This window comes from Petrotoga sp. HWHPT.55.6.3, from assembly GCF_002895495.1.
GTDB lineage: Bacteria > Thermotogota > Thermotogae > Petrotogales > Petrotogaceae > Petrotoga > Petrotoga mobilis.
The window spans coordinates 1-20,834 of the sequence record NZ_AZRJ01000035.1; the positions used below are offsets into that span (position 1 = coordinate 1).

General features: G+C 34.0%; 20 protein-coding genes and 3 tRNA genes. 11 read left to right on the forward strand and 12 right to left on the reverse strand.

All coding sequences use genetic code 11. From position 1 onward, the window contains the following. Nucleotides 1–154 precede the first annotated feature (154 nt). The 3 genes from X926_RS08885 (at nt 155) to X926_RS08895 (ending at nt 436) form a co-directional block, all read left to right on the forward strand. A tRNA-Leu gene (locus X926_RS08885) sits at nt 155–240 on the forward strand. Nucleotides 241–272: 32 nt separating this feature from the next. Continuing rightward, a tRNA-Met gene (locus X926_RS08890) sits at nt 273–349 on the forward strand. A gap of 10 nt (nt 350–359) precedes the next feature. Beyond that, nucleotides 360–436, forward strand: a tRNA-Met gene (locus X926_RS08895). 89 nt (nt 437–525) lie between these two features. Here X926_RS08895 and X926_RS08900 read toward each other — a convergent pair. The 10 genes from X926_RS08900 to X926_RS08945 all read right to left on the reverse strand — a co-directional run bounded on the left by X926_RS08900 (nt 526) and on the right by X926_RS08945 (nt 13,444). After that, a complete protein-coding gene (locus tag X926_RS08900; protein ID WP_103065824.1) occupies nt 526–2,664 on the reverse strand; it encodes an alpha-galactosidase in 2,139 nt (712 codons plus the stop codon). 65 nt (nt 2,665–2,729) lie between these two features. Further along, nucleotides 2,730–3,902: an MFS transporter gene (locus X926_RS08905; protein ID WP_123821455.1), complete on the reverse strand. Its 1,173-nt coding sequence runs from the start codon at nt 3,900–3,902 to the stop codon at nt 2,730–2,732. Between the two features lie 194 nt (nt 3,903–4,096). Next, nucleotides 4,097–5,842 (reverse strand): glycoside hydrolase family 2 protein, encoded by a 1,746-nt coding sequence (locus tag X926_RS08910; protein WP_103065826.1) that lies wholly within the window; start codon nt 5,840–5,842, stop codon nt 4,097–4,099. Between the two features lie 76 nt (nt 5,843–5,918). After that, complete coding sequence (locus tag X926_RS08915; protein WP_199171202.1) at nt 5,919–6,929, reverse strand: glycoside hydrolase family 43 protein; 1,011 nt, start codon at nt 6,927–6,929, stop codon at nt 5,919–5,921. 70 nt (nt 6,930–6,999) lie between these two features. Next, nucleotides 7,000–7,806 (reverse strand): carbohydrate ABC transporter permease, encoded by an 807-nt coding sequence (locus X926_RS08920; RefSeq protein ID WP_103065827.1) that lies wholly within the window; start codon nt 7,804–7,806, stop codon nt 7,000–7,002. Between the two features lies 1 nt (nt 7,807). Continuing rightward, nucleotides 7,808–8,671 (reverse strand): carbohydrate ABC transporter permease, encoded by an 864-nt coding sequence (locus tag X926_RS08925; RefSeq protein WP_103065828.1) that lies wholly within the window; start codon nt 8,669–8,671, stop codon nt 7,808–7,810. Between the two features lie 141 nt (nt 8,672–8,812). After that, entirely contained in the window at nt 8,813–10,045 is a 1,233-nt protein-coding gene (locus X926_RS08930) for an ABC transporter substrate-binding protein (RefSeq protein WP_103065829.1), read from the reverse strand. A gap of 158 nt (nt 10,046–10,203) precedes the next feature. After that, nucleotides 10,204–11,364, reverse strand: a complete 1,161-nt coding sequence (locus X926_RS08935; protein ID WP_103065830.1) for a galactokinase — start codon at nt 11,362–11,364, stop codon at nt 10,204–10,206. A 13-nt stretch (nt 11,365–11,377) separates the two neighbouring features. After that, entirely contained in the window at nt 11,378–12,361 is a 984-nt protein-coding gene (gene galT, locus X926_RS08940) for a galactose-1-phosphate uridylyltransferase (RefSeq protein WP_103065831.1), read from the reverse strand. A 21-nt stretch (nt 12,362–12,382) separates the two neighbouring features. Continuing rightward, nucleotides 12,383–13,444 carry a LacI family DNA-binding transcriptional regulator gene (locus X926_RS08945; protein ID WP_233186726.1) on the reverse strand — a complete coding sequence of 354 codons (1,062 nt, stop codon included), beginning with the start codon at nt 13,442–13,444 and terminating at the stop codon, nt 12,383–12,385. A 175-nt stretch (nt 13,445–13,619) separates the two neighbouring features. On the opposite strand from X926_RS08945, the gene X926_RS08950 reads away from it, so the two are divergent. From X926_RS08950 to X926_RS08985, 8 genes are all read left to right on the forward strand, one after another. Continuing rightward, nucleotides 13,620–13,832: a DUF2283 domain-containing protein gene (locus X926_RS08950; protein WP_103065832.1), complete on the forward strand. Its 213-nt coding sequence runs from the start codon at nt 13,620–13,622 to the stop codon at nt 13,830–13,832. A 175-nt stretch (nt 13,833–14,007) separates the two neighbouring features. Beyond that, nucleotides 14,008–14,325, forward strand: coding sequence for a DUF5320 domain-containing protein (locus tag X926_RS08955; RefSeq protein ID WP_103065833.1), 318 nt, complete (start codon nt 14,008–14,010; stop codon nt 14,323–14,325). 98 nt (nt 14,326–14,423) lie between these two features. After that, nucleotides 14,424–15,275: an ATP-binding protein gene (locus tag X926_RS08960; protein ID WP_273542591.1), complete on the forward strand. Its 852-nt coding sequence runs from the start codon at nt 14,424–14,426 to the stop codon at nt 15,273–15,275. Beyond that, on the forward strand, nt 15,272–16,150 hold the full coding sequence (locus X926_RS08965; RefSeq protein ID WP_103065834.1) for an ATP-binding protein: 879 nt from the start codon (nt 15,272–15,274) through the stop codon (nt 16,148–16,150). Before X926_RS08960 ends, X926_RS08965 begins: the two co-directional genes overlap by 4 nt. A 14-nt stretch (nt 16,151–16,164) precedes the next feature. Further along, nucleotides 16,165–16,491 (forward strand): NifB/NifX family molybdenum-iron cluster-binding protein, encoded by a 327-nt coding sequence (locus X926_RS08970; protein ID WP_103065835.1) that lies wholly within the window; start codon nt 16,165–16,167, stop codon nt 16,489–16,491. A 126-nt stretch (nt 16,492–16,617) separates the two neighbouring features. Then, nucleotides 16,618–16,989, forward strand: coding sequence for a NifB/NifX family molybdenum-iron cluster-binding protein (locus X926_RS08975; RefSeq protein ID WP_103065836.1), 372 nt, complete (start codon nt 16,618–16,620; stop codon nt 16,987–16,989). 3 nt (nt 16,990–16,992) lie between these two features. Beyond that, nucleotides 16,993–17,370 (forward strand): PadR family transcriptional regulator, encoded by a 378-nt coding sequence (locus X926_RS08980; protein ID WP_103065837.1) that lies wholly within the window; start codon nt 16,993–16,995, stop codon nt 17,368–17,370. 36 nt (nt 17,371–17,406) lie between these two features. Beyond that, nucleotides 17,407–17,628: a ferredoxin gene (locus tag X926_RS08985; RefSeq protein WP_103065838.1), complete on the forward strand. Its 222-nt coding sequence runs from the start codon at nt 17,407–17,409 to the stop codon at nt 17,626–17,628. A 60-nt stretch (nt 17,629–17,688) separates the two neighbouring features. Here X926_RS08985 and thrS read toward each other — a convergent pair whose 3' ends face one another. Both thrS and prfA read right to left on the reverse strand, forming a co-directional pair. Further along, nucleotides 17,689–19,611: a threonine--tRNA ligase gene (thrS, locus tag X926_RS08990; RefSeq protein ID WP_103065839.1), complete on the reverse strand. Its 1,923-nt coding sequence runs from the start codon at nt 19,609–19,611 to the stop codon at nt 17,689–17,691. 26 nt (nt 19,612–19,637) lie between these two features. After that, the gene (gene prfA / locus X926_RS08995) at nt 19,638–20,702 is read right to left on the reverse strand and encodes a peptide chain release factor 1 (RefSeq protein ID WP_123821457.1); all 1,065 of its coding nucleotides are present in this window, start codon (nt 20,700–20,702) and stop codon (nt 19,638–19,640) included. Nucleotides 20,703–20,834: the final 132 nt, after the last annotated feature.

Sequence of the window (20,834 nt, forward strand, 5' to 3'; positions counted from 1 at the left end):
TCCTTGCCTCCTTCCAAAAGAGTCAAGGATATGATATCATTTCAAAGACATCGAATTATGATCTAACCAATCTTTTTCACGGACATGTAATATTATCTAATGCGAGGTATTGACAAACTTTCCTTTTTATGATAGACTTATTTTTGGAATTAATGCCGAGATGGCGGAATTGGTAGACGCTGCGGACTTAAAATCCGCTGGGTAGAGATACCCGTGTCGGTTCGAGTCCGACTCTCGGCACCCTTTTAAATTAATTATACTACCTTACTTGGTGCGGGGTGGAGCAGTCTGGTAGCTCGTCGGGCTCATAACCCGAAGGTCGTAGGTTCAAATCCTACCCCCGCTACCATTTGTTATATGGCGGCGTAGCTCAGTTGGCTAGAGCATACGGTTCATACCCGTAGTGTCAAGAGTTCGAATCTCTTCGCCGCCACCACAAATGTATTATTTAAATGAAAAGATGGGGTAATTTATTCAATAGCCCCATCTTTTTTGTTTTATTTTAAATAATATTTTAGAGAATTATTAATTACTCCTTCTAAGCCTCAATATCCGACTATAAAAATGAGTTACCTTTCCACTTTCGAAAAAATCTTTAGAGGAATCCTCAACTATAATTCCTCTTTCTTTCAAAGCCAGTCCTGATAATTTAACTATCTCTTTTTCTTCTTCCTGTAGTCCTTCATAAACAGTGTATACGGTATTGTTTTCCAAACCTTTTAGCTTGACATTTACCCTATCGAATAAACCAAACCTTCTGGGATTTCTTAAATAGAACAAAACACCTTCATCTTTGCTTTTATTCAAATATTCCACCGCAAAATATCTATCATTCGTAACGGAAGAAAGCCTGAATTGATAGCCTTCTTGTACTATCTCTCTTATCTCTTTATACAACTGAACCTGATACCTTGCTAAATCGAAATCTCTTTCAGAGAATTTATTTAAATCCGCACCGATTCCTAAAGATCCCATCATTGATGAATGAAATCTGTATGTTAAAGGATAAGTATCTTTTCCTCCCCAGTCAGTTACCCATCCCATCATTACTTTTGGTGCATATGCATATGAAAAACCCTCTTGGATCTCTAACCTATCAAATGGGTCCGTGTTGTCGCTTGTCCATACTTGATCCGCATATTGCATTAAGCCTATATCCACTCTTCCCCCACCGCTGGAACAGTTTTCAAAAGTAACGTGTGGATGTTTTTCTCTTAAATATTTCCAAATGTCGTATAAGTTCCACACGTATTTAACCCATATTTCTCTTTGTTTTCGTGGTTCCACTTGCATCCATCCCGACTCAAAAACATGTCTGTTCATATCCCATTTGACAAAATCTATATCGTTCTGTGTTAAAAGATTATCCATGAAATCTATGATGAACTTTTTCACATCTTCTCTTGCCAAATTAAGCATCAATTGATTCCGTTGAAGTGATTTTGGTCTATTTGGAAAACTAATAACCCAGTCAGGGTGTTTCCTATACAATTCGCTATCAGGATTAACCATCTCTGGTTCTACCCATATGCCAAAATCCATTCCTAAGGACTTAACATAGCTTATTAAAGGTTTCAAACCATTTGGAAATTTTTCTTCGTTCACATACCAATCGCCTAGTCCAGCGTGATCGTCGTTTCTTTCCCCAAACCATCCATCGTCTATAACAAAAAGTTCCACACCAATTTTTGCAGCTTTTTCAGCTAATATTTTTTGATTTTCTTCGTTCACGTTAAATGTCGTGGCTTCCCAAGAATTGTACAAAACCTTTCTTAATTTATGAGCTTTATCTTTTGGCAATATATAATCAAGTTGATAATGATGCATATTCTGGCTCGCCTTTGTAAAACCCTCGTCTGAAAAGCCAAACACAAATTTAGGAGTATTAATCTTTTCTGAGGGTTCTAGTATATAACTAAAATCCCAGTCATTTATTCCTCCAATTATAGCTATTCTTTCGTATATACGTTTTTGCACTACTATCTTCCAATTACCACTCCAAGCTAATTCACCGAAGTATACCTTTCCATGATCTTCATCGGCAGAGTAATCGATCGCAAAAAAAGGATTCAGGTAGGCGCTTGTTTTCCCAACCTTACTCTCCAAAACTTTGCTTCCCTCGTTTATGTCTTCCTTCCTTAAGTGAAACTCACTCCCCCACATACCTGCAAGATAATTTAATTTTGCTTTTTCATCATTTTCAACATACAACGACGCCGATTTCATATCTTCTACATTTATTTCTTGATTAGAATTGTTTTCAATCTCTATCCATCTTTCTATAATATCGTACTCTTCTATCAACTTGTAGAAAAGATTTACATTCAAACTATAATGATCATCGCTTAGCTTTATTACTAGATCATTCCCATTCACTTCAAAACTTTTGTAATTCAACACAACATCCCTGACACCATCGTAATACTCAACTTTCAAACAATGCTCTACATTGTTTTTTTCTCCTCTTACTGAAAATTCATCATTCCACGTGTATCTGTCCATAACAATTAGATCTTTAACTTGGGGGTAGTCTTGAAACCTTGGTAACTTTGATCCCCAATATAAATTTTTTACTTTTCCTTGATCATCTAATCCAAAAACATAACCCATATTTTCTGTTTCCAAAAACCATCTCTTTGTTTCTTGATCAAAAGTTATAGGCATTTGATTACCTCCTTTTCACATTTAAATGGTGAGCCTTTTAAAATCAAAATCTTATCGTAGAACACTCAAAATATTTTTTTGAAAGAAAAAAATAAAAGAACGAAAATACCCAAAGAATAAATAGCCGAAAAAAGATAAACAGCATCAATCCCGTTTAAAGTATAAAGAAATCCCATCATCAATGGAGCCAAAGTTCCGGATAATTTAAAGAAGACCTCCCTTAAGGAAATCACCGCACCTCTATTTTTTCTTGAAGTTATTTCAGTAGTCAGAGAGTGCATACTCGGAATATTTATGCCATGCCCCATGCCAAAAATAATAACAGCTACCATCAAACCTACAAAATTTCTAGCAACCATCAATAAAAAAAGGGAGACCGCATAAAACACATAAGAAAATGCTAACAACCATTTTACCGTGTATCTATCGCTTAATTTCACCAACTGTGAAGAAGCAAATGCAGCTGTGAAAGACATAAAAAACATTAATATACCTGTTATCCAAGGGGGAAAACCAAACTTATATTCTGATAAAAAAGGTAGATAGGAAGAATATGCACCACTGAGCAAAAAGAAAGTAGAAAACCCAGCAATATAGATAAAAATTATTCTGAAATCTTTTAAAACTTTAAACAGATCTACAAAATAATCCTTCAAGTTCTCACCATTATTTTGATGGGAGTCTTCAAGAAGAAATAAGGTAGCTATTCCAACGGGTACAGCTAAAATAGATATAAAAAAAGGAAACTGCCAACCAAAAAAGGCCAACAGTCCACCAATAAGTGGATAGATAGCTAATCCAATATTTGCAACGGTTTCATTGTAACCTATAACTTTTAATCTTTCTCTTTCTCTAAATAAGTCTCCCATAAGGGTTACATTCAATGCGCCCAAAGCGGATGCTCCTGCTCCATTTATAGCACGCAATAACAATAAAATGTTAAAATTTGTTGTTAAACCACTTAATACCCCAGATATAGCGAATAAAAATAGGAGAGGAACCATAAATTTTTTTCTTCCATATCTATCAGCTAAAACACCAAATAATGGAGTTAAAAATATGGCAGGCAAGTTAAAAAAAGTAATTAACAAGCCTACCTGTTGCTCTGTTACATTGAATTCTTCCTTTATCAAAGGAAAAACAGGAGAAATACTAGATACACCCATGACGACCATCAACGTTACACCAAATATAATTAACATGTTATTTTTTTGATTTCGTTTACTTGCAGAATTCAACTTTTTTGCTTCCCCCAATAATTTTTTCTTCCTATAATTTTAATTTTAGCACATTTACGCATTATACAAACTTTAAAAAATCTATTAATCCAGATTTTTTTGCCAGGGATAAGTTTTATTAGTTGCTAAAATAAACTATTAAATTATTTTAAAAAACAGACGGGGTTTTATCCCCGTCTTAAAAATGAAAAAACCTATTCATCATTTATTGCCTTGATTTTATTGGGATCTATTTTAAACCCTCTATCATAAGTTAAAAGTCCATTCATCTCTTGCTCTACATCAGTTAATTGGGTATAACAATATCCTACAATATAATCTATGGATTTTATTGCTTGAGTTAATTGAGAAAATCTTTTTAAAAATTCTTCTTCAGAAGAAACTTTGTTACCATAACCCCATCCCTCATCTTTTAAAAAAGCTGTTCCTCCATATTCAGTAATAAGAACAGGTTGATCAGAATAGTTATATCCTTCGGAAAAGATGAATTTTCCAGCTGGACATCCTTTAACAACTTCATTTTTATCTGAATATACTTTCAAAAATTCTGAACTCTCTTGACGATAATCATGGATTGTACACAAATCTGTTTCGGTATGTTCCCAACCGTCATTAGATACAACTAAACGAGTCTGATCTAAAGATTTTATTAGATTTACAACACTTTTCGTAAAATCCTGTTGCCTTTTATCCGTTAAAATGTTTGGTACCCCCCATGATTCATTAAAGGGTGTCCATACAACTATTGAAGGATGATTATAATCCCTATCTATAATTTCTTGCCATTCTCTTAAATATTGATTGCATGATTCCGAATTAAATTGGTAAAAGGAGGACATTTCTCCCCAAACTAATAATCCTAATTTATCGCACCAATAGAGATATAAAGGGTCTTCAACTTTTTGATGCTTCCTTACACCATTAAAGCCAAAATTTTTAGCCATTTTTATGTCATTTATTATAGCTTCTTCACTCGGTGGGGTTAACAAAGAATTCCGGAAATAACCTTGATCTAACACCAATTTTTGATAATATGGCCGATTGTTCAATAAAAATTTACCATCCTTGGTTGAAACCTTTCTCATACCAAAATAACTCATTACTGAATCTTTTACTTCTCCATTACTGTCAATTAATTTAAAAAATATCTCATATAAATTAGGCTCTTCTGGGCTCCACAATTTCAACCCCCATTCAAAATCCTTCGAAAGCACGTTTAATTCTATCTGTATGATACGATCTTGACAAAAAATATTACTTTCCGATATGTTTAAGTCTCCAAATTTAATATCGATATTTAATGTATTACCTATAGCTTCAGGAGACAAAATAGCTTCGATTAATACAGTTGCTTTATCAATATTTGGTATCAGTCTCACTTTTTCTAAGTGCTCATTATTAACAGGTTCTAACCACACAGTTTGCCAGATTCCCGTAGTGTTAGTATACCAACAAGCAAAAGGTTTACCTATCCAGCTTTGTTTCCCTCTTGCCTGTGATGGATCATATGTTCTATCTTCTACCTTAATTACAATTTCTTCTTCATCATCCCATTTTAATTCATTTGTAATATCAAAACTAAATGGAGTGTTCCCACCTATATGATCACCTATATACTGTCCATTAATCCATCCCTTAGCTATATAATCCACAGCTCCAAAGTTTAACTTTATTTTTTTATTTTTCCACGTTTTGGGTAAGGAAAAACTCTTTTTATACCAAACATAATCGTGATCACTTTTATCGTATATCCCACTTAATTTACTTTGATAACAAAATGGAACTTCTATTTTCTTTGTAAAATAATGATTTTGAAACCATTTTTCACCCTCACCCTTATTTTGATCATCAAACTCAAACTCCCAAGTTCCATTTAAACATAACCATTGATCCCTTTTAAAATTGGGACGAGGATATTCACATCTTACAATTTCATCCATAATTTTTCTCCTTTCTTTAAATGAAATTTTTTATTTTACTAAATATTTAAAAGTGGTTTTATAAATAAATTAGAAATTATTTAGGGAAAATTTGAGGGGTTCTAGTGGGACCTTTAACTATTAGCTTTCCATTTTCATCGAAATATATTCTATCAATATTTAGTACTCTAATACCACCAGGCGATTGAGGAAAAGCATGAGTATGATAAACTATAAACAATTCAAGATCACTTGGAGATGTAATTACAGAACAATGCCCCGGACCTGAAACACCTATTGATAAATCTTTTGCCAAAACAGGATTCTCTTTGCTTTTTCTCCAGGGGCCAAAAGGACTTTTTGAAACTGCATAACCAATTGCATAATCAGGTGAACCAAAATAATTAGCAGAATAAAGTAAATAATATGTCTCTTTATTTTTTATTACAAAAGGTCCTTCATTCCATTGCCAATTCTGATCCAAACCTTCCCACTGTTGGGATGGCTCTAATGCTAAAATAGGATCTCCTTTTAATTCTAAAAGATTTTCGGACATTTCTCGAACATAAATTTGACTTACGTGCTTACCGTTTATAATATTTTCAGAACAGTCTCTAACCCAAAATAAATATGGAGTTCCATCAGAATCTATAAAAATATGCCCATCTATGTTTGAATACCCATCATTAATTAAGGGAGCCTTTATTGTCAAAAAAGGACCTAAAGGCGAATCACTTGCAGCCAATCCAATTTGTAATTTACCGTCTTTATCTCGTGCACTGTATACCATATAAAATTTATTCTTATAGTGAATTACTTCAGGAGCCCAAAAATCTCCTTGAGCCCACTGATTCTCTTCTTGAAATTTCATCAATGCAAATCCTTCTTCTTCCCAGTTAACTAAATCTTCAGATTTCCAAACCTTGAACCCTACATTGGCTGCAGAAGTACCATAAAGATAATATGTGTTTTCTACTTTTAAAACAGAAGGATCTGCAACAAATACATCCAACGGATTTTCATACAATTCGCCTGAATTTGATAATACAATTATCGAATTTAACAATACAAATGATACCAACAAAAATGAAATTAACTTTTTCCTCACTTGATATCACCTTCTAATAGTCGATGATTTTAACAGTTGCTGAAGTATTTTTTATTCTCTTTTTTCTTTATTACTCCTTTAAACCACCCGCTGTTAATCCTTTTATTAATTGTTCTTGAAAAATCAGGAAAAATATAAATATTGGTAGGGCTGCTATAACATTTCCTGCCATAGTCACTCCATATTTCATACTGTAAGACCCATAAAATGTTGCCAAACCAATTGGCAGAGTATACATTGTAGAGTCTGACATCACTATTAGGGGCCATAAAAAGTCATTCCATGAAAAAACAAAGCTAAACACTGCAATTGCAATTAAAGATGGTCTTGCTAATGGAACCATTATTCTAAAAAGAATAAAAAAATCGTTTGCCCCATCGATTCGCGCTGCTTCTTCAAATTCTTTAGGGATTCCTTTGAAAAACTGTGAGACTATTAATACAAACATAGGATTAACCATATAAGGTATAATTAACCCCCAATAAGTATTTAATAAGCTTAAATCTCTTAAAAGTAGATATCGCGGAATCATTATTGCCTGTAAAGGGATCATAATCCCTGCTAAAGTAATATAAAATAAAGCTGCATTTCCTTTGAACTTTAATCTACCTAAAGAATACGATGCAAGTACTGTAACAATTAATGCCCCGAGGGTAGAAGTAATTGAAATAAAGGCACTATTAAATAACCATCTCAATATACCTGATTGATTAAATATATATGCAAAATTTTCTAAATTCAACCGAGAAGGGAAGAATTTTTGAGTTATTATTTCTAAATCTGTTTTAAAAGATGAAAGAATCATCCAGAATATGGGAAAGATATATATAACAAAAATTATAACTGCAATAATAGTTAAAAGTTTAGATCTCTTCAATTTATTCACCACCTGTTCGTAGTGTTAATCTAATTTGGATAAAAGCTATTACAAACATTATTGCAAAGAAAAATAAAGCCATCGCTTGGGCATATCCCATCCTAAAATACCTAAAACCTTGATCATATATATATTGTATTAGTACTCTAGTGCTACCCTGAGGTCCACCACCAGTCATTATATATACTTGACCAAAAATTTGTAACGATGCCATAGTCTGCAACACTAAAACCAAAGCATGTGTCCTTTTCAACAAAGGGATAGTTATAAAAATGGTTTTCTGTAACGAATTCGCACCGTCTATCGTAGCTGCTTCATATACTGACTCAGAGATTTCCTGTAGTCCAGCTAAATAAAGAATTACATTGAAACCTAATGTCCACCATATTGTAGTCAAAGCAATAGCCGGCATTGCAGTTTTAGGATTTAGTAACCAACCTGTGTAATTAATACCTATTATTTCAAAAATCTTCTCAATAATTCCAAAATTGGGTTGATACAAAAAAACCCAAATGCTGCAAACTATTGTAATAGATAAAATATAGGGAAAGAAGAACAACATACGAAACAATCTTTTCATATATATGTTTGAATTTAATAAAAGAGCCATTAAAAATCCTAATATAACTAAAATTGGCACAGTCAATATTACGAAGTAAATTGTATGCCATAAACTTGACCAAAAAGTTGGATCATTAAACATTTTTGAAAAATTCTCCAAACCAATAAATTGTGGTTCTCCAAATAAATCCCATTCAAAAAAACTCATACGGAAACCGTTTATAAGAGGGTATATTAAAAATAAACCATACAAAACACCAAAAGGTAGAAAAAATAAATAGCCTTTAATGGAATTTCTCTTCATAAAGCCTCACCTTCTCAGATTAAAATTAAAGGTTAATTTCTCGAAAAAATATAAAATCAACTTATAGTTTTTTATATAAATATTATAAAACATAGCATTCCACTGAGACAGTGGAATGCTTTTTTTAATAAAAATATAAAATCATTCAACAACCTCATTAACAGTCCGTACTAATTCTTCAGCCGCATTTTCTGGTGTTATTGAGCCCAAAACTACTCCTTGACAAAGTTCAACTAATTTATCTTGAATTTCCGCCCAACCTTTAACCTGTGGAATGAAGGCTTGTTCAGCAGCTAACATATAATCCTCTCTCAAAGGCAAACTCAAGAACTCTTCTGACTCTCTCACACTCTTGATAACAGGAATATGACCTGCTACTGCCCATTCATAAGAATGATTAACTAACCATTCTGCAAATTTTACAGCCGCTTTGATCTTTTCTTCATCCATTTTCGATCCTTTCGGTACAATTAGAGTGTGAGAGTCTCCCCATACGTAAGCCTTTTCAGTGGTTGAAAAAGCCGGAACAGGCATGACTCCAACATTATCTAAAACATCCATATCTTCAAATGCAGCCATAGCCCATACTCCATCAAAAGTAAATCCCGCTTGATCACTAATAAATATTGCCCTAGCAGTTTCATAATCTACAAAAGTGGTCAAATCTTCTTCATAAAATTTTAATATTTCTTCATAAGTTTTCTCTGCTATGTCCATTTCGATCATGAAATTTCCTTGTTCGTCTTCAATTTGTCCCCCTAGGTTTCTGTAAATAGTCAACCATAATCTTTCACCTAAGCCATTTAAATCTTCCATGCTCATTCCATATTTACCTGTTTTTTCTTTAATTATCTTAGAAAAATTGTAGAATTCTTCAAAAGTTTTCGGAAGTAGTGGTTCCCCATTTTTAGAAACTAAGCCAGCTTCTTGTAACACATTTTTATTGTAATAAATAACCAATGGGTGTGTATCTAAAGGAAGGGCATATAATTGATTATTAAAAGTAGCTGCAGCTATTATATTTTCTAGGTAGTCTTTTTTTATTCCTTCCGACACATACTTATCAATTGCTACTACCGTTCCTCTTTCAACATAATCAGGCATCTTTGAGAGATGCATAATCGCTAGATCTGGGGGATTTCCACCCACCATTGACGCTAGTAATTTGTTGTAATATTCTCCCCAATCAAGCGGTTGTTGATTCACAAAAATCTCGTTTTGTTCTTTGTTGAACTGATTAACAAGATCCGTCATTATATGACCTTCTCCTCCACTAAAAAGAGTCCAAAAAGTAATTTCGATGGGCTTAGAAAAACTTAGTGTTGAGAAGATCAAACCAACAAACAATAAAATCACAATAAATCTTTTCTTCATTCTTCCACACCTCCATGTATTTAATGTCGATATCGATACCGTGAACGATACCAAAACAATTATATCAGAGTTAACATTCGTTGCAAAACCTTGTTATGGACAGCTAGGGTAAATTAAAGACAATTAAAAGTGATTATTCCCGTTTAGCTGAAATTTTCTCATTTTTTGAGAATTTTCACTCCATCTTCAATAGTTGTTTCGTAAAGAGATGGTTCTATTTTTGTTTTTTCATAATAATTCTTGGAAACTTGATCCTTGAAATTTTTTATCTGATTTTTCTCTACCAAAGCGATGGCACATCCACCAAACCCTGCTCCCGTCATTCTAGCACCTACACAACCTTTGATTTTTAATGCTTCTTCTACAATTGTATCTAGTTCAAAACCTGTTACTTCATAATCATTTTTTAATGAATTATGGGATTGGATTAAAAGAGCTCCAAAACCTTCAATATCGTTGTTCTTTAGTAATTTAGAAGCCTGGATAACCCTTTGATTTTCTGTTATTACGTGCCTTGCTCTTTTTAACTCTATTTCATTATCAACATATTTTAGATCTTTCTCACTACATTGACATAAATTATGAGCCCTTGTTTTCCTTACTTGGTTTATTTTTTCTAAAGCACTTTCACATTCTTTTCTTCTTTGGTTGTATTGAGAAGAAGCAAGCTCTCTTCTTTTATTTGTATTCATAATAATTAGAGAATACCCATCTAAATGACAAGGTATATATTCATAAATTAGACTTTGAGTATCAAGCAATAAAGCTTGATTTTTCTTTGCATTTGCTATCACAAATTGATCCATTATTCCAGAGTTCACACCAACAAATTTGTTTTCGACCCTTTGCCCTAAGAGGGCAAGGTATGTTCTATCAATTTCTTCAGGGGTTTGATTTTGAGATAAGAGCATGAATCCAATAAGTACTTCCAAAGCTGCAGAAGATGAAAGTCCCGCTCCATTTGGAAGTTCTCCTTTAATAAGTATATTACATCCCTTCAAGGGGAAACCATCTTCTAATAGAAATTTTATAACTCCTTTTGTATAGTTTCCCCAACCATCTTCTTTACAATAATCTACTTCCTTATTTAGATCTACTTTTATCTCATTGGGAAAATCCAGAGATTTCAGGCAAATTAAATTATCGTCCCTCAAATTCATTAAGCCATTTATTCCAAGGTTTATAGCTACTGGTAATACATATCCTCCATTGTAGTCTATATGTTCGCCTATAAGATTTATTCTTCCTGGAGAGAAGAATCTTTGTATGGGATTTTTACTAACTCCGTAGATTTCTTGAAAAGTATTTATTAAATCCATTTTGACGACCTCTCTATTGTATTTTTTTGAATTTTTCTATTGCATTTCTTAAAGTAATAGCTGTTTCTTCCACCGCCATGGTATTTGCCGCAGCCCAAGCCCCCATCTCGCTTGATGCGTACCATTTTATCTTATCCTTGTCTCTTAATGGGGGATAGAACTCAATATGGAAATGATAGTATTTGTAAGAATCTGCATATTCCTCTGAATTAACAGGAGTTTGATGGATATTCATCATGTAGGGGAAGGGTTTGTCAAACAAAGCATCAAAGCCACCTGTTAACAGTTTTAGCGCCTCAGCCAGGTCCCATTTTTCTTTTTCGTCGAATTCTGTTAAGTTGCCTTTGTGGGATTTGCTCACGATGAAAGCACCATAAGGGTAGTCTGTAAAAAAGGGAAGATAAACGAGAAATGAATCATTCTCAAAAAGAATTCTTTTTTGAAACTCCTTTTCCTCTTTGTTCATTTCACAAATAAGGCATTTTTCATTTTCTTCGTAATATTCCTTACAGTTGTCGAGTTCTACTTTTAACTTCAAAGGAATCCACGAATAAGCATATAATTGACCGTGCGGATGGAGCATCGTTACCCCTACTTCTTTTCCTCTATTTTCAAAAGGAAAGATGTATTTTATTTTTTCATCTTTTGAGAGCTCCTCAAATCTTTCAACCCATAAATTTACTAACTTAAATATATGTTCTACTGGTAATTGAGGAAGAGTAATATTGTGATCAGGAGAATACAAAATTACTTCGCATTTTCCATAATTTTTTTCGACTTTGTACAAATCCGTTCCTTGTATATTTGGTTCATCTGGCTCTAATTTTAAAGCTGGAAAATCGTTGTCGTATGCATAAACGTCATAGTTTGGAGGCACTTTTTTACCAGGTCCGGGACAAAAGGGACACCAATCCTCAGGTAAATGGGGCCTATTTTGTCTGTTATCGGCAACCATTGTGTATGTTTTTAATAAAGGGTTCCATCGTAACTCTGCCATACAATTTCTCTCCTTTTTTGTTTAAGATTTCCTCACTACGAGTTCTATATCTAATACTTTCCTTGTTGATGAGTTGTCTCTTTTCTTACTCTTTATTCTTTTATACAACATCTGAAATGCCTCATAGCCCATTTCAAACTTTTTAACTTTTACCGTTGTCAACTCTGGATCGATTAACCTAGAAAAGGCTATATCGTCGTAACCAACTACCGAAACATTTTGTGGAACCTTTAGATTATTTTCTTTCAAAGCTTTGATCGCCCCGTAAGCTATTAGATCGTTGTAGCAAAATATTCCGTCGAATTCTTCTTTTTTTCTGATCATTTCTATCGTTTTATCGTATCCTGCTTTAACGTGGTAACCTTCGTGTATCCCTTCACATATCTTGATATCATCCTCGAAAAAAGTTAAACCTTTCTCCTTTAAAGCCTTTTTATAACCCTGAAGCCTTCCATATGATGCAGAGTTATATAGTTGATCGGTGATCATTTTTATCTTTTTACACCCTTTTTCAATAAGATATTTGGTTGCAAGATATCCCCCTTTTACTTCATCACTGAATATCTCATCCACATTCCAACCATCTATTTCTCTACCTACAAGTACAATGGGGAAGTGCTCTTTTATCAGTTCCTGTATATCTTCATAACTCTTTTGCATTGGAAAAAGAAGAATACCATCAACTCTCCTTTCTAAGAGCGTTTTTAAAAACTTTTCTTCGTTTTCGTATAAACCTTCAGAGTTCATAATTATTATTTGATAATTATTCTCCCGTGCTGCTTTATCAATACCTTTGAATACTTCAGAGAAGAAAGGGTTGGAACTATCCGGCATGATTACTCCAATTGTATGAGTTACGTTGGATTTGAGCATGGTAGCGTATATGTTTTTAACATAGCCTAATTCTTGGGCAATTTTTTCGATCTTTTCTTTTGTTTGTGGGTTTATATCTGGTTTATCGTTTAAAGCCCTTGATACAGTGTTGACAGAAACCCCTGCTTTTTCAGCGATATCTTTAATGGTTACAAAACTACTTCGACTTATTTTTATCACCTCTTTTAATGTTAACGTTAACGGTATCAATTCAATTTTACACCAAAAACCAAAAAAATCAAAATGATTTTTTTGTGGTACAATTTTTGTAGAACAATTAAAAGAACAAAATAGATCATGGATTTCATCTGGTTAAAAACTTATCGAACGATTTGTTTGTTATCACTGCTTACTTCACAGATACGATCAAAAGAGGTGAAATTTTATGGGAAAAGAAATAAAAATTTGGTATGACAAAGAGGGAGATTATTTGGAAATAATTTTTGAAAAGAAAGCTGGTTATTTCAGAGAAACAGAAAACGATGCGGTAATGGAAAAAATAGATGAAGAAGGAAACATCATTGGCTTTTCCATACTCAAAGTGAGTTCTTTGGAAGATAAGCCTTTATCAATAGTTCTTAAAAACCATTTAGTTTAATTACTTCGAGGAAATTCCAGTTAAATACCCTACGTTCTAAAATAAGGTCTAGGAGCATTCAATGAGCAGATTTAATCATCTTTCAAAAAAATCAAAATGATTTTTTGTTGACAAAAGAAGATTTTTTGTGTATAATATATATGTAAATTGCATATATATGAAAGGAGGTAATTTTATGCCTTTTTTAGATGGAACCGGACCTAGAGGTTTAGGCCCAATGACGGGTAGAGGTTTAGGAAGATGCAGTGGTTTTTATGGTAGAGGTTACGGTTATGGTGCAAGAGGATTCGGAAGAGGTTTCGGCTACGGTAGAGGTTATGGTTACGGTCCAAGAGTCTACGGCGGATGGGCAGGAGCGTATTATCCACCGTCTTATCCTGTAGGAAGTGACAAGGCTTTTTTAGAATCCCAAAGAGAGTATTTAAAAAACGAATTAAACTACATTGAAGGAATCCTGAAAGAAACAGACGATAGCCAGAAAAAAGACGAGTAAATTTAATATTAGGGCACAACTCAGTTTTAGATTAAAAATGAGTTGTGCCTGCTTTTATGCATCATATGTACATTACAACGGTTGAAGGAGAGATCAATTTGCCATTGAAGATAGCCATTTTGAGTGGAAAAGGAGGAACCGGGAAAACTACCGTATCAACAAATTTAGCCAAAGTTCTTTCAAAAAATATGAAAGTTTTGCTTTTAGATGCGGATGTTGAAGAGCCTAATGACCATTTATTCTACAACGTCATATTCGAAGAAGAAAAAAGTGTGGATGTACTCATACCAAAAGTAAATAAAGAAACATGCATCCTGTGTGGACTGTGTGCAAAAGAGTGCCAGTTTGGTGCTATTAATGTCTTTGAAAAAGGAGTATTCGTTTTTCAAAATTTATGTCACGGTTGTGGCGTTTGTTCTGAAATTTGTCCAGTAAGAGCTATCGATGAAGAACCTAAAAGCTTAGGAAAATTAAGATTTGGAAAGACAGATTATTTTGATTTTGGTATGGGGCTTTTGAATATAGGAGAACCCTCCGGTGTAAGGATTATTAGAGAATTGAAGAAATATATTTCGGATGACTACGATGTAACTATAATCGATGCCCCTCCTGGTACTTCTTGTCCAGTTGTGGAAGTTTTACAGAAGGTAGATTTTGCTGTTTTAGTAACTGAATCATCTCCTTTTGGATTACACGATTTAAAACTTGCAATATCGTTAGTTAAAGAAATGGAAATCCCTTACGGAGTGGTAATCAATCGCTACGATCCTGCATTTGCCGAGCTAACAGAGTACCTTGAGGGAGAAAAAATTCCTCTACTTATGAAAATCGATTTTGATAAGAAAATAGCTAAATGGTACTCGGAGGGGAAATTGATCGTAGATCAATCAGAAGAATTGCTCAGAAGTTTTGAACTTTTGTATGAAAATATAACAGAGGTGTTCGCATGAAGCAAATAGCTATAATTAGCGGAAAAGGTGGAACTGGAAAGACAACATTATCTGCTTCTTTAAGCTACCTTTTCCAAAATCCCGTAATGAGTGATTGCGATGTTGATGCATCTAACCTTCATTTGTTGTTATCTCCTGTTGAGTTAAACCAAAGCTATGAATACTATGGTGGGAAAAAAGCTGAAATAGATTATGAAAAATGCACTAATTGTGGTATTTGTAAAGACAAATGCAGATTTGAGGCAATAGATTTTCAACAGGGTAGTTACGTTATTAACGAATATGCGTGTGAAGGTTGCAAGCTTTGTGTACTCACCTGTCCCGAAAAGGCGATAAAACTTGTAGAAAATTTAGCTGGATATTATTATGAATCAAAATGTCCAAAAGGGGTTTTGGTACATGGCGATTTGAATCCGGGGGAAGAAACTTCGGGAGGTTTGGTAGCTGAGATAAGAAAAAAGTCTTTTTCTGTGGGTGAAAGTTTAAAAAAAGATGTTATCATAATAGATGGTGCTCCTGGCATAGGATGCCCTGCAACATCGTCTGTAGCTGGTGTAAACTACGCTATTATAGTTACCGAACCTACCCTTTCAGGATTTCACGACCTTCAAAGAGCGGTTGAAACTTTAAAGAAAATGAGAGTGAAGTTTGGTGTAGTAATCAATAAATTTGATTTAAATGAATTTGTGAGTTCTTCCCTGGAGGAATGGTGTTTTTCTGAAAATATAGATTTTTTAGGAAAGATACCTTTCGATGAAATGGTGAATTTAGCCACTAGAGAAGCCAAACCAATAATCTTGTACGAAGATTCTATTTCATCAAAGTACATAAAATCTATATATCAAAAAATCCTACAAATACTTTTTAATAAATAGAGAGGTGTGTAAAAATGAAAATTGCAGTTCCAGCTAAAGAAAAAACATTTGAATCCGAATTAGACGAAAGATTTGCAAGAGCAGCTTACTTTTTAGTTTACGATACAGAAGATGAAAGTTATGAATTTTTTTCTCCTGACAATAGCCAGGAACACGGGGTAGGAACAAAAATTGTGAACGAACTTTCAGATCAAGGAATAGATGCAGTAATTTCCAAAAATCTTGGAGAAAATGCTTTAACAGCTTTAAAAGCGGCAAATATTAAAGCTTACATAGCTTCAGATGGCAACGTCCAAGAAAATATCGATCTTTTGAAATCAGAAAAACTGCAAGAATTCTAAAAAGGTTACAAGATGGGGAGCAGGGTGAAGCCTTACAATACCTTTCCTTATGGGTGGGCTGCGGGGCGAAGGGGCGCTAAATAAAGTTTCTAAAGACACTAAATTTAAAACTACGGGAGGGAAAAAATGAAGATAGCTATTCCATTGATAGAAAATATAGGTGAAAATTCAAGAATCAGTGAACATTTTGGGCACGCTCCTTATTTTGCCTTTGTGGATTTGAATGAAAATAAAGAATATAGCTATGAAATAGAAAAGAACCCTTTAGAAAACCATTCACCAGGAGAAATCCCTCAATACATGCATGAAAAAGGGGTAGAATTAATGGTAGTCAGAGGGATTGGAATGAAAGCCATATATGCTTTTGAAAATCTTAATATTCAGGTTATAAGAGGGGTAGATGGAACTTTAAAAGAAATAATTGAAGCATTAGCTTCTAACAATTTAAAAGATCAAGATTATACGGTGAAATCGAAATTTCATGATCAAGGAGTTTAAAGAATGTCTGCTTACCAAAGAGGTAGAGGAAAAGGGTGGAGAGGCAAGGGTAGATTTTTAGCCAATTTTATTCTTTTAATCATTGCCGAAAACCCAACTTATGGTTATGAAATTGCCAATAAATTGGATGAAATGGGTGTGGAAACAATCGAAGGTATTGGTCAGATGGGCAGGATATACAGAATACTTTCAGAGTTAGAGGGTAGCGGATATATAACTTCAAGTTGGGATACTTCTAAGAGTCCCCCTGTGAAGGTTTACACAATAACGCCAATGGGATTGGAGTATCTCAGATACGCTCTTGAGGGTATTAAGATGGAATCAGAAGTTCTTGATACCTTCATTGACAAATGTGAAAAGATCCTTAACAGAAAAGAATAACTTGACTTTTAAAAATACCATTGGGAGGGTTTAATTATGCGAAGAGAAGGAGGAGGCATGGGTGGCGGAGGTTTTTGTGTTTGTGTAAAATGTGGGTATAAAAAACCTCATACACCAGGCGTTCCATGTCAAGATGAAAGATGTCCAAATTGCGGAAGCGTTTTATTACGTGAGGGTTCATATCATTATAATCAAGCAAAAGAGGTTTTAGAAAAGAAAAGAAAAAAGAACTCAGACGAAAAAAATAATCTCAATTAAATACCTAAAATATTGAAGGCGCCTTTTTCTAGGCGCCTTTTATAATTCTGTATTATTAAATTAAAAAGTTAAGTCCAAATTTCTGTTCTTTATTTCATTTTTAATCTCCTCAATGAAACGTTCTTTTGAAACATTTTCTATGGTATCGCCCTTTCGAGTTCTTATATTTATAGTATCTGAGTTCATTTCTTTTTCTCCAAAAACTATCATATATGGCACTTTTTTCATCTGTTCATTTCTTATCTTGTATCCCACAGTAGCATCAGAATCATTTACGTAAACCCTGATACCTTCTTGTTCTAGAACACGAGAAAATTTTTTGGCTTCTTCATTGAATTTTTCAGAAACTGGAAGGATCGATACTTGAACAGGAGAAAGCCAAGTTGGAAACTCTCCAGCAAAGTTTTCTATTAAAATACCAAAGAATCTCTCTAAAGATCCAAATATTGCTCTATGAATCATAACTGGCCTCTTTTGTTCATCGTTTTCATCTGCGTATACCATCTCAAACCTTTCAGGCATCTGAAAATCAAGCTGAATCGTGGTACATTGCCATTTTCTTCCAAGCGAATCTGTAACGTTAAAGTCTATTTTGGGACCATAGAAAGCCCCTTCTCCTTCGTCTATTCTATATTCCATATTGCTCTTTTCTAATGCCTTTTTCAAAGCATCTGTAGCCCTTTCCCAACTTTCAATATCTCCCATATGATCTTCGGGCATCGTACTTAAGATGGCTTCATATTTAAAACCAAATGTTGAAAATATTTCGTTTGTTAGCTGTATAACTTTTATTATTTCTTCTTCCATTTGTGACGGCATGCAGAATATATGAGCATCATCTTGAGTAAAAGCTCTGACTCTAAAAAGGCCATGTAAAACCCCGCTTCTTTCGTAGCGATGAACTTTACCAAATTCAAACAATCTTATTGGTAAGTCCCTGTAACTGACGAAGTTGTTTTTATATATCAATATATGCCCTGGGCAATTCATCGGTTTGACAGCCATAGGCATATCTTCTTTCTCCGTGAAAAACATGTTCTCTTTGTAATGATCCCAATGTCCAGATTGATGCCATAATTTGATATTCATGATTTGAGGCGTTTCTACCTCTACGTATCCATATTTTTTATGAACTTGCCGGGAGTAAGACATCAATTCATTTAGAACAATCCTACCATTTGGCAGAAAAAAAGGCATACCAGGAGCCATCTCAGATTGTAACATGAATAAATTCAATTTTGGACCTAATTTTCTGTGGTCTCTTCTTTTCGCCTCTTCAATCATGTTTAAGTAATCATCAAGTTGTTCCTTTTTGGGAAAGGCGGTACCATATATTCTTTGGAGCATCTTGTTCTTTTCGTCTCCCCGCCAATAAGCCCCAGATACGGATAGAAGCTTAAAGTATTTAACGTACCCGGTAGAAGGGAGATGAGGTCCCCTGCATAGATCATAGAAATCCCCTTGAAAATAAACTGAAATAGTGTCTTCTTCTAATCCCTCTATTAATTCCAGTTTATAAGGTTGATCCTTAAATAATTCTATAGCCTCTTTTTTACTTACTTCTTTTCTAATAATTTTTATATCTTCTTTTATAATCCGTTTCATTTCCTCTTCTATTTTTGGAAAATCTTCCTCTGAAAGGTTGTACCCTTCAATATCAAAATCGTAGTAAAAACCGTTTTCAATAACCGGCCCTATAGCTAGTTTGACTCTATCCTTCCCAAAAACCCTTACCACCGCCTGAGCCATTATATGAGCCATCGTATGTCGATATATTTTTGAGGCTATTTCATCATCCAAAGTTATTAATTTAATAGTCGAATCCTGCACTATAGGGTTATTCAAATCTTTTAATTCACCGTTAATTTCTGCAGCTATGGCCTTTCTGTACAGCCCTTCGGATATACCTTTAGCAATTTCTGCAGGGGTAATTCCGTCTTTAAATTCTTGAACAGACTCATCTGGAAAAGTTATTTTCACCATTTAATCACCTCTAACAATAATTTAATTTATAAGGTCAAACTTTCAAGTTTTTCTATTAGATCTTTTTCTAGTAACTTATCTATTATTTCATCTAAATCTCCGTCTAGAATTTCGTTTATTCTATGAGTGGTATAGGGAATTCTATGATCTGTAACCCTGTTTTGTGGGAAATTGTATGTTCTTATTTTTTCGCTTCGCTGTGCGGTACCTATCTGTGATTTTCTCTCTTGGATAAGTTGAGATTGCTGCTCTTCTAACTTTATCTCAAAAAGTTTTGCTCTTAGTATATTTAAAGCTTTTTCTTTATTTTGATGTTGGGATCTTTCATTTTGACAAGTCACAACGATCCCAGTCGGTAGATGGGTTATTCTAACTGCAGAATCCGTTTTGTTAACGTACTGACCACCCGCCCCACTTGCCCTATACGTATCTATTCTGAGATCATTCTCGTTTATTTGAACATCTATATCCGTTGCTTCCGGTAACACTGCAACGGTGGCAGTCGAGGTGTGTATCCTTCCAGAAGATTCTGTTTGAGGTACCCTTTGTACCCTATGCACACCGCTTTCGTATTTCAACCTTCTGTAAGCACCTTGACCTTTTATTTTTAGTATGGCGGTTTTAATTCCACCAAGTTCGTTTTCGTTTAGATCAAGAACTTCATATTTCCAATTTTTTCTTTCAGCATACCGTAGATACATTCTCATTAACTCAGAAGCAAAAAGGCCCGCTTCATCACCACCTGTACCAGCTCTTAACTCCATGATGATATTTCTTTCATCGTACTCATCTTGAGAAACTAAACCTTCTATGATTTTTTTTCTTGTTTTTTCTTGTTTTTCCTCCAAATCTTGGAGCATTGACTGATATTCTTCTTCAGAGACTTCGTTACTTTCATACATTTCTTTTAACGCTTTTATGTCTTGTAAACTTTGTTCGTAACTCTCAAATAGTACATTTAATTCTGAGAGTCTAGAATGCTCCTGCCCTAATTTTTTTAATTTTTCGATATCGTTAGTAATATCTGGATCACTTAGTTGTTTTTCTAGTTCTTTAATTTTTTTCTTTACTTCTTCTCTAAAATCTAATATATTCAACTTTCTCACCTTTTCTATTATATCATTTTTTTCTTTATTTGTTTTAGAGCCATTTTGACCCATTATCTACTCTTTGAATTTGAAAATTATTTTATTTCAAAACCTGTTTTAGCGCCCCTTCGCCCC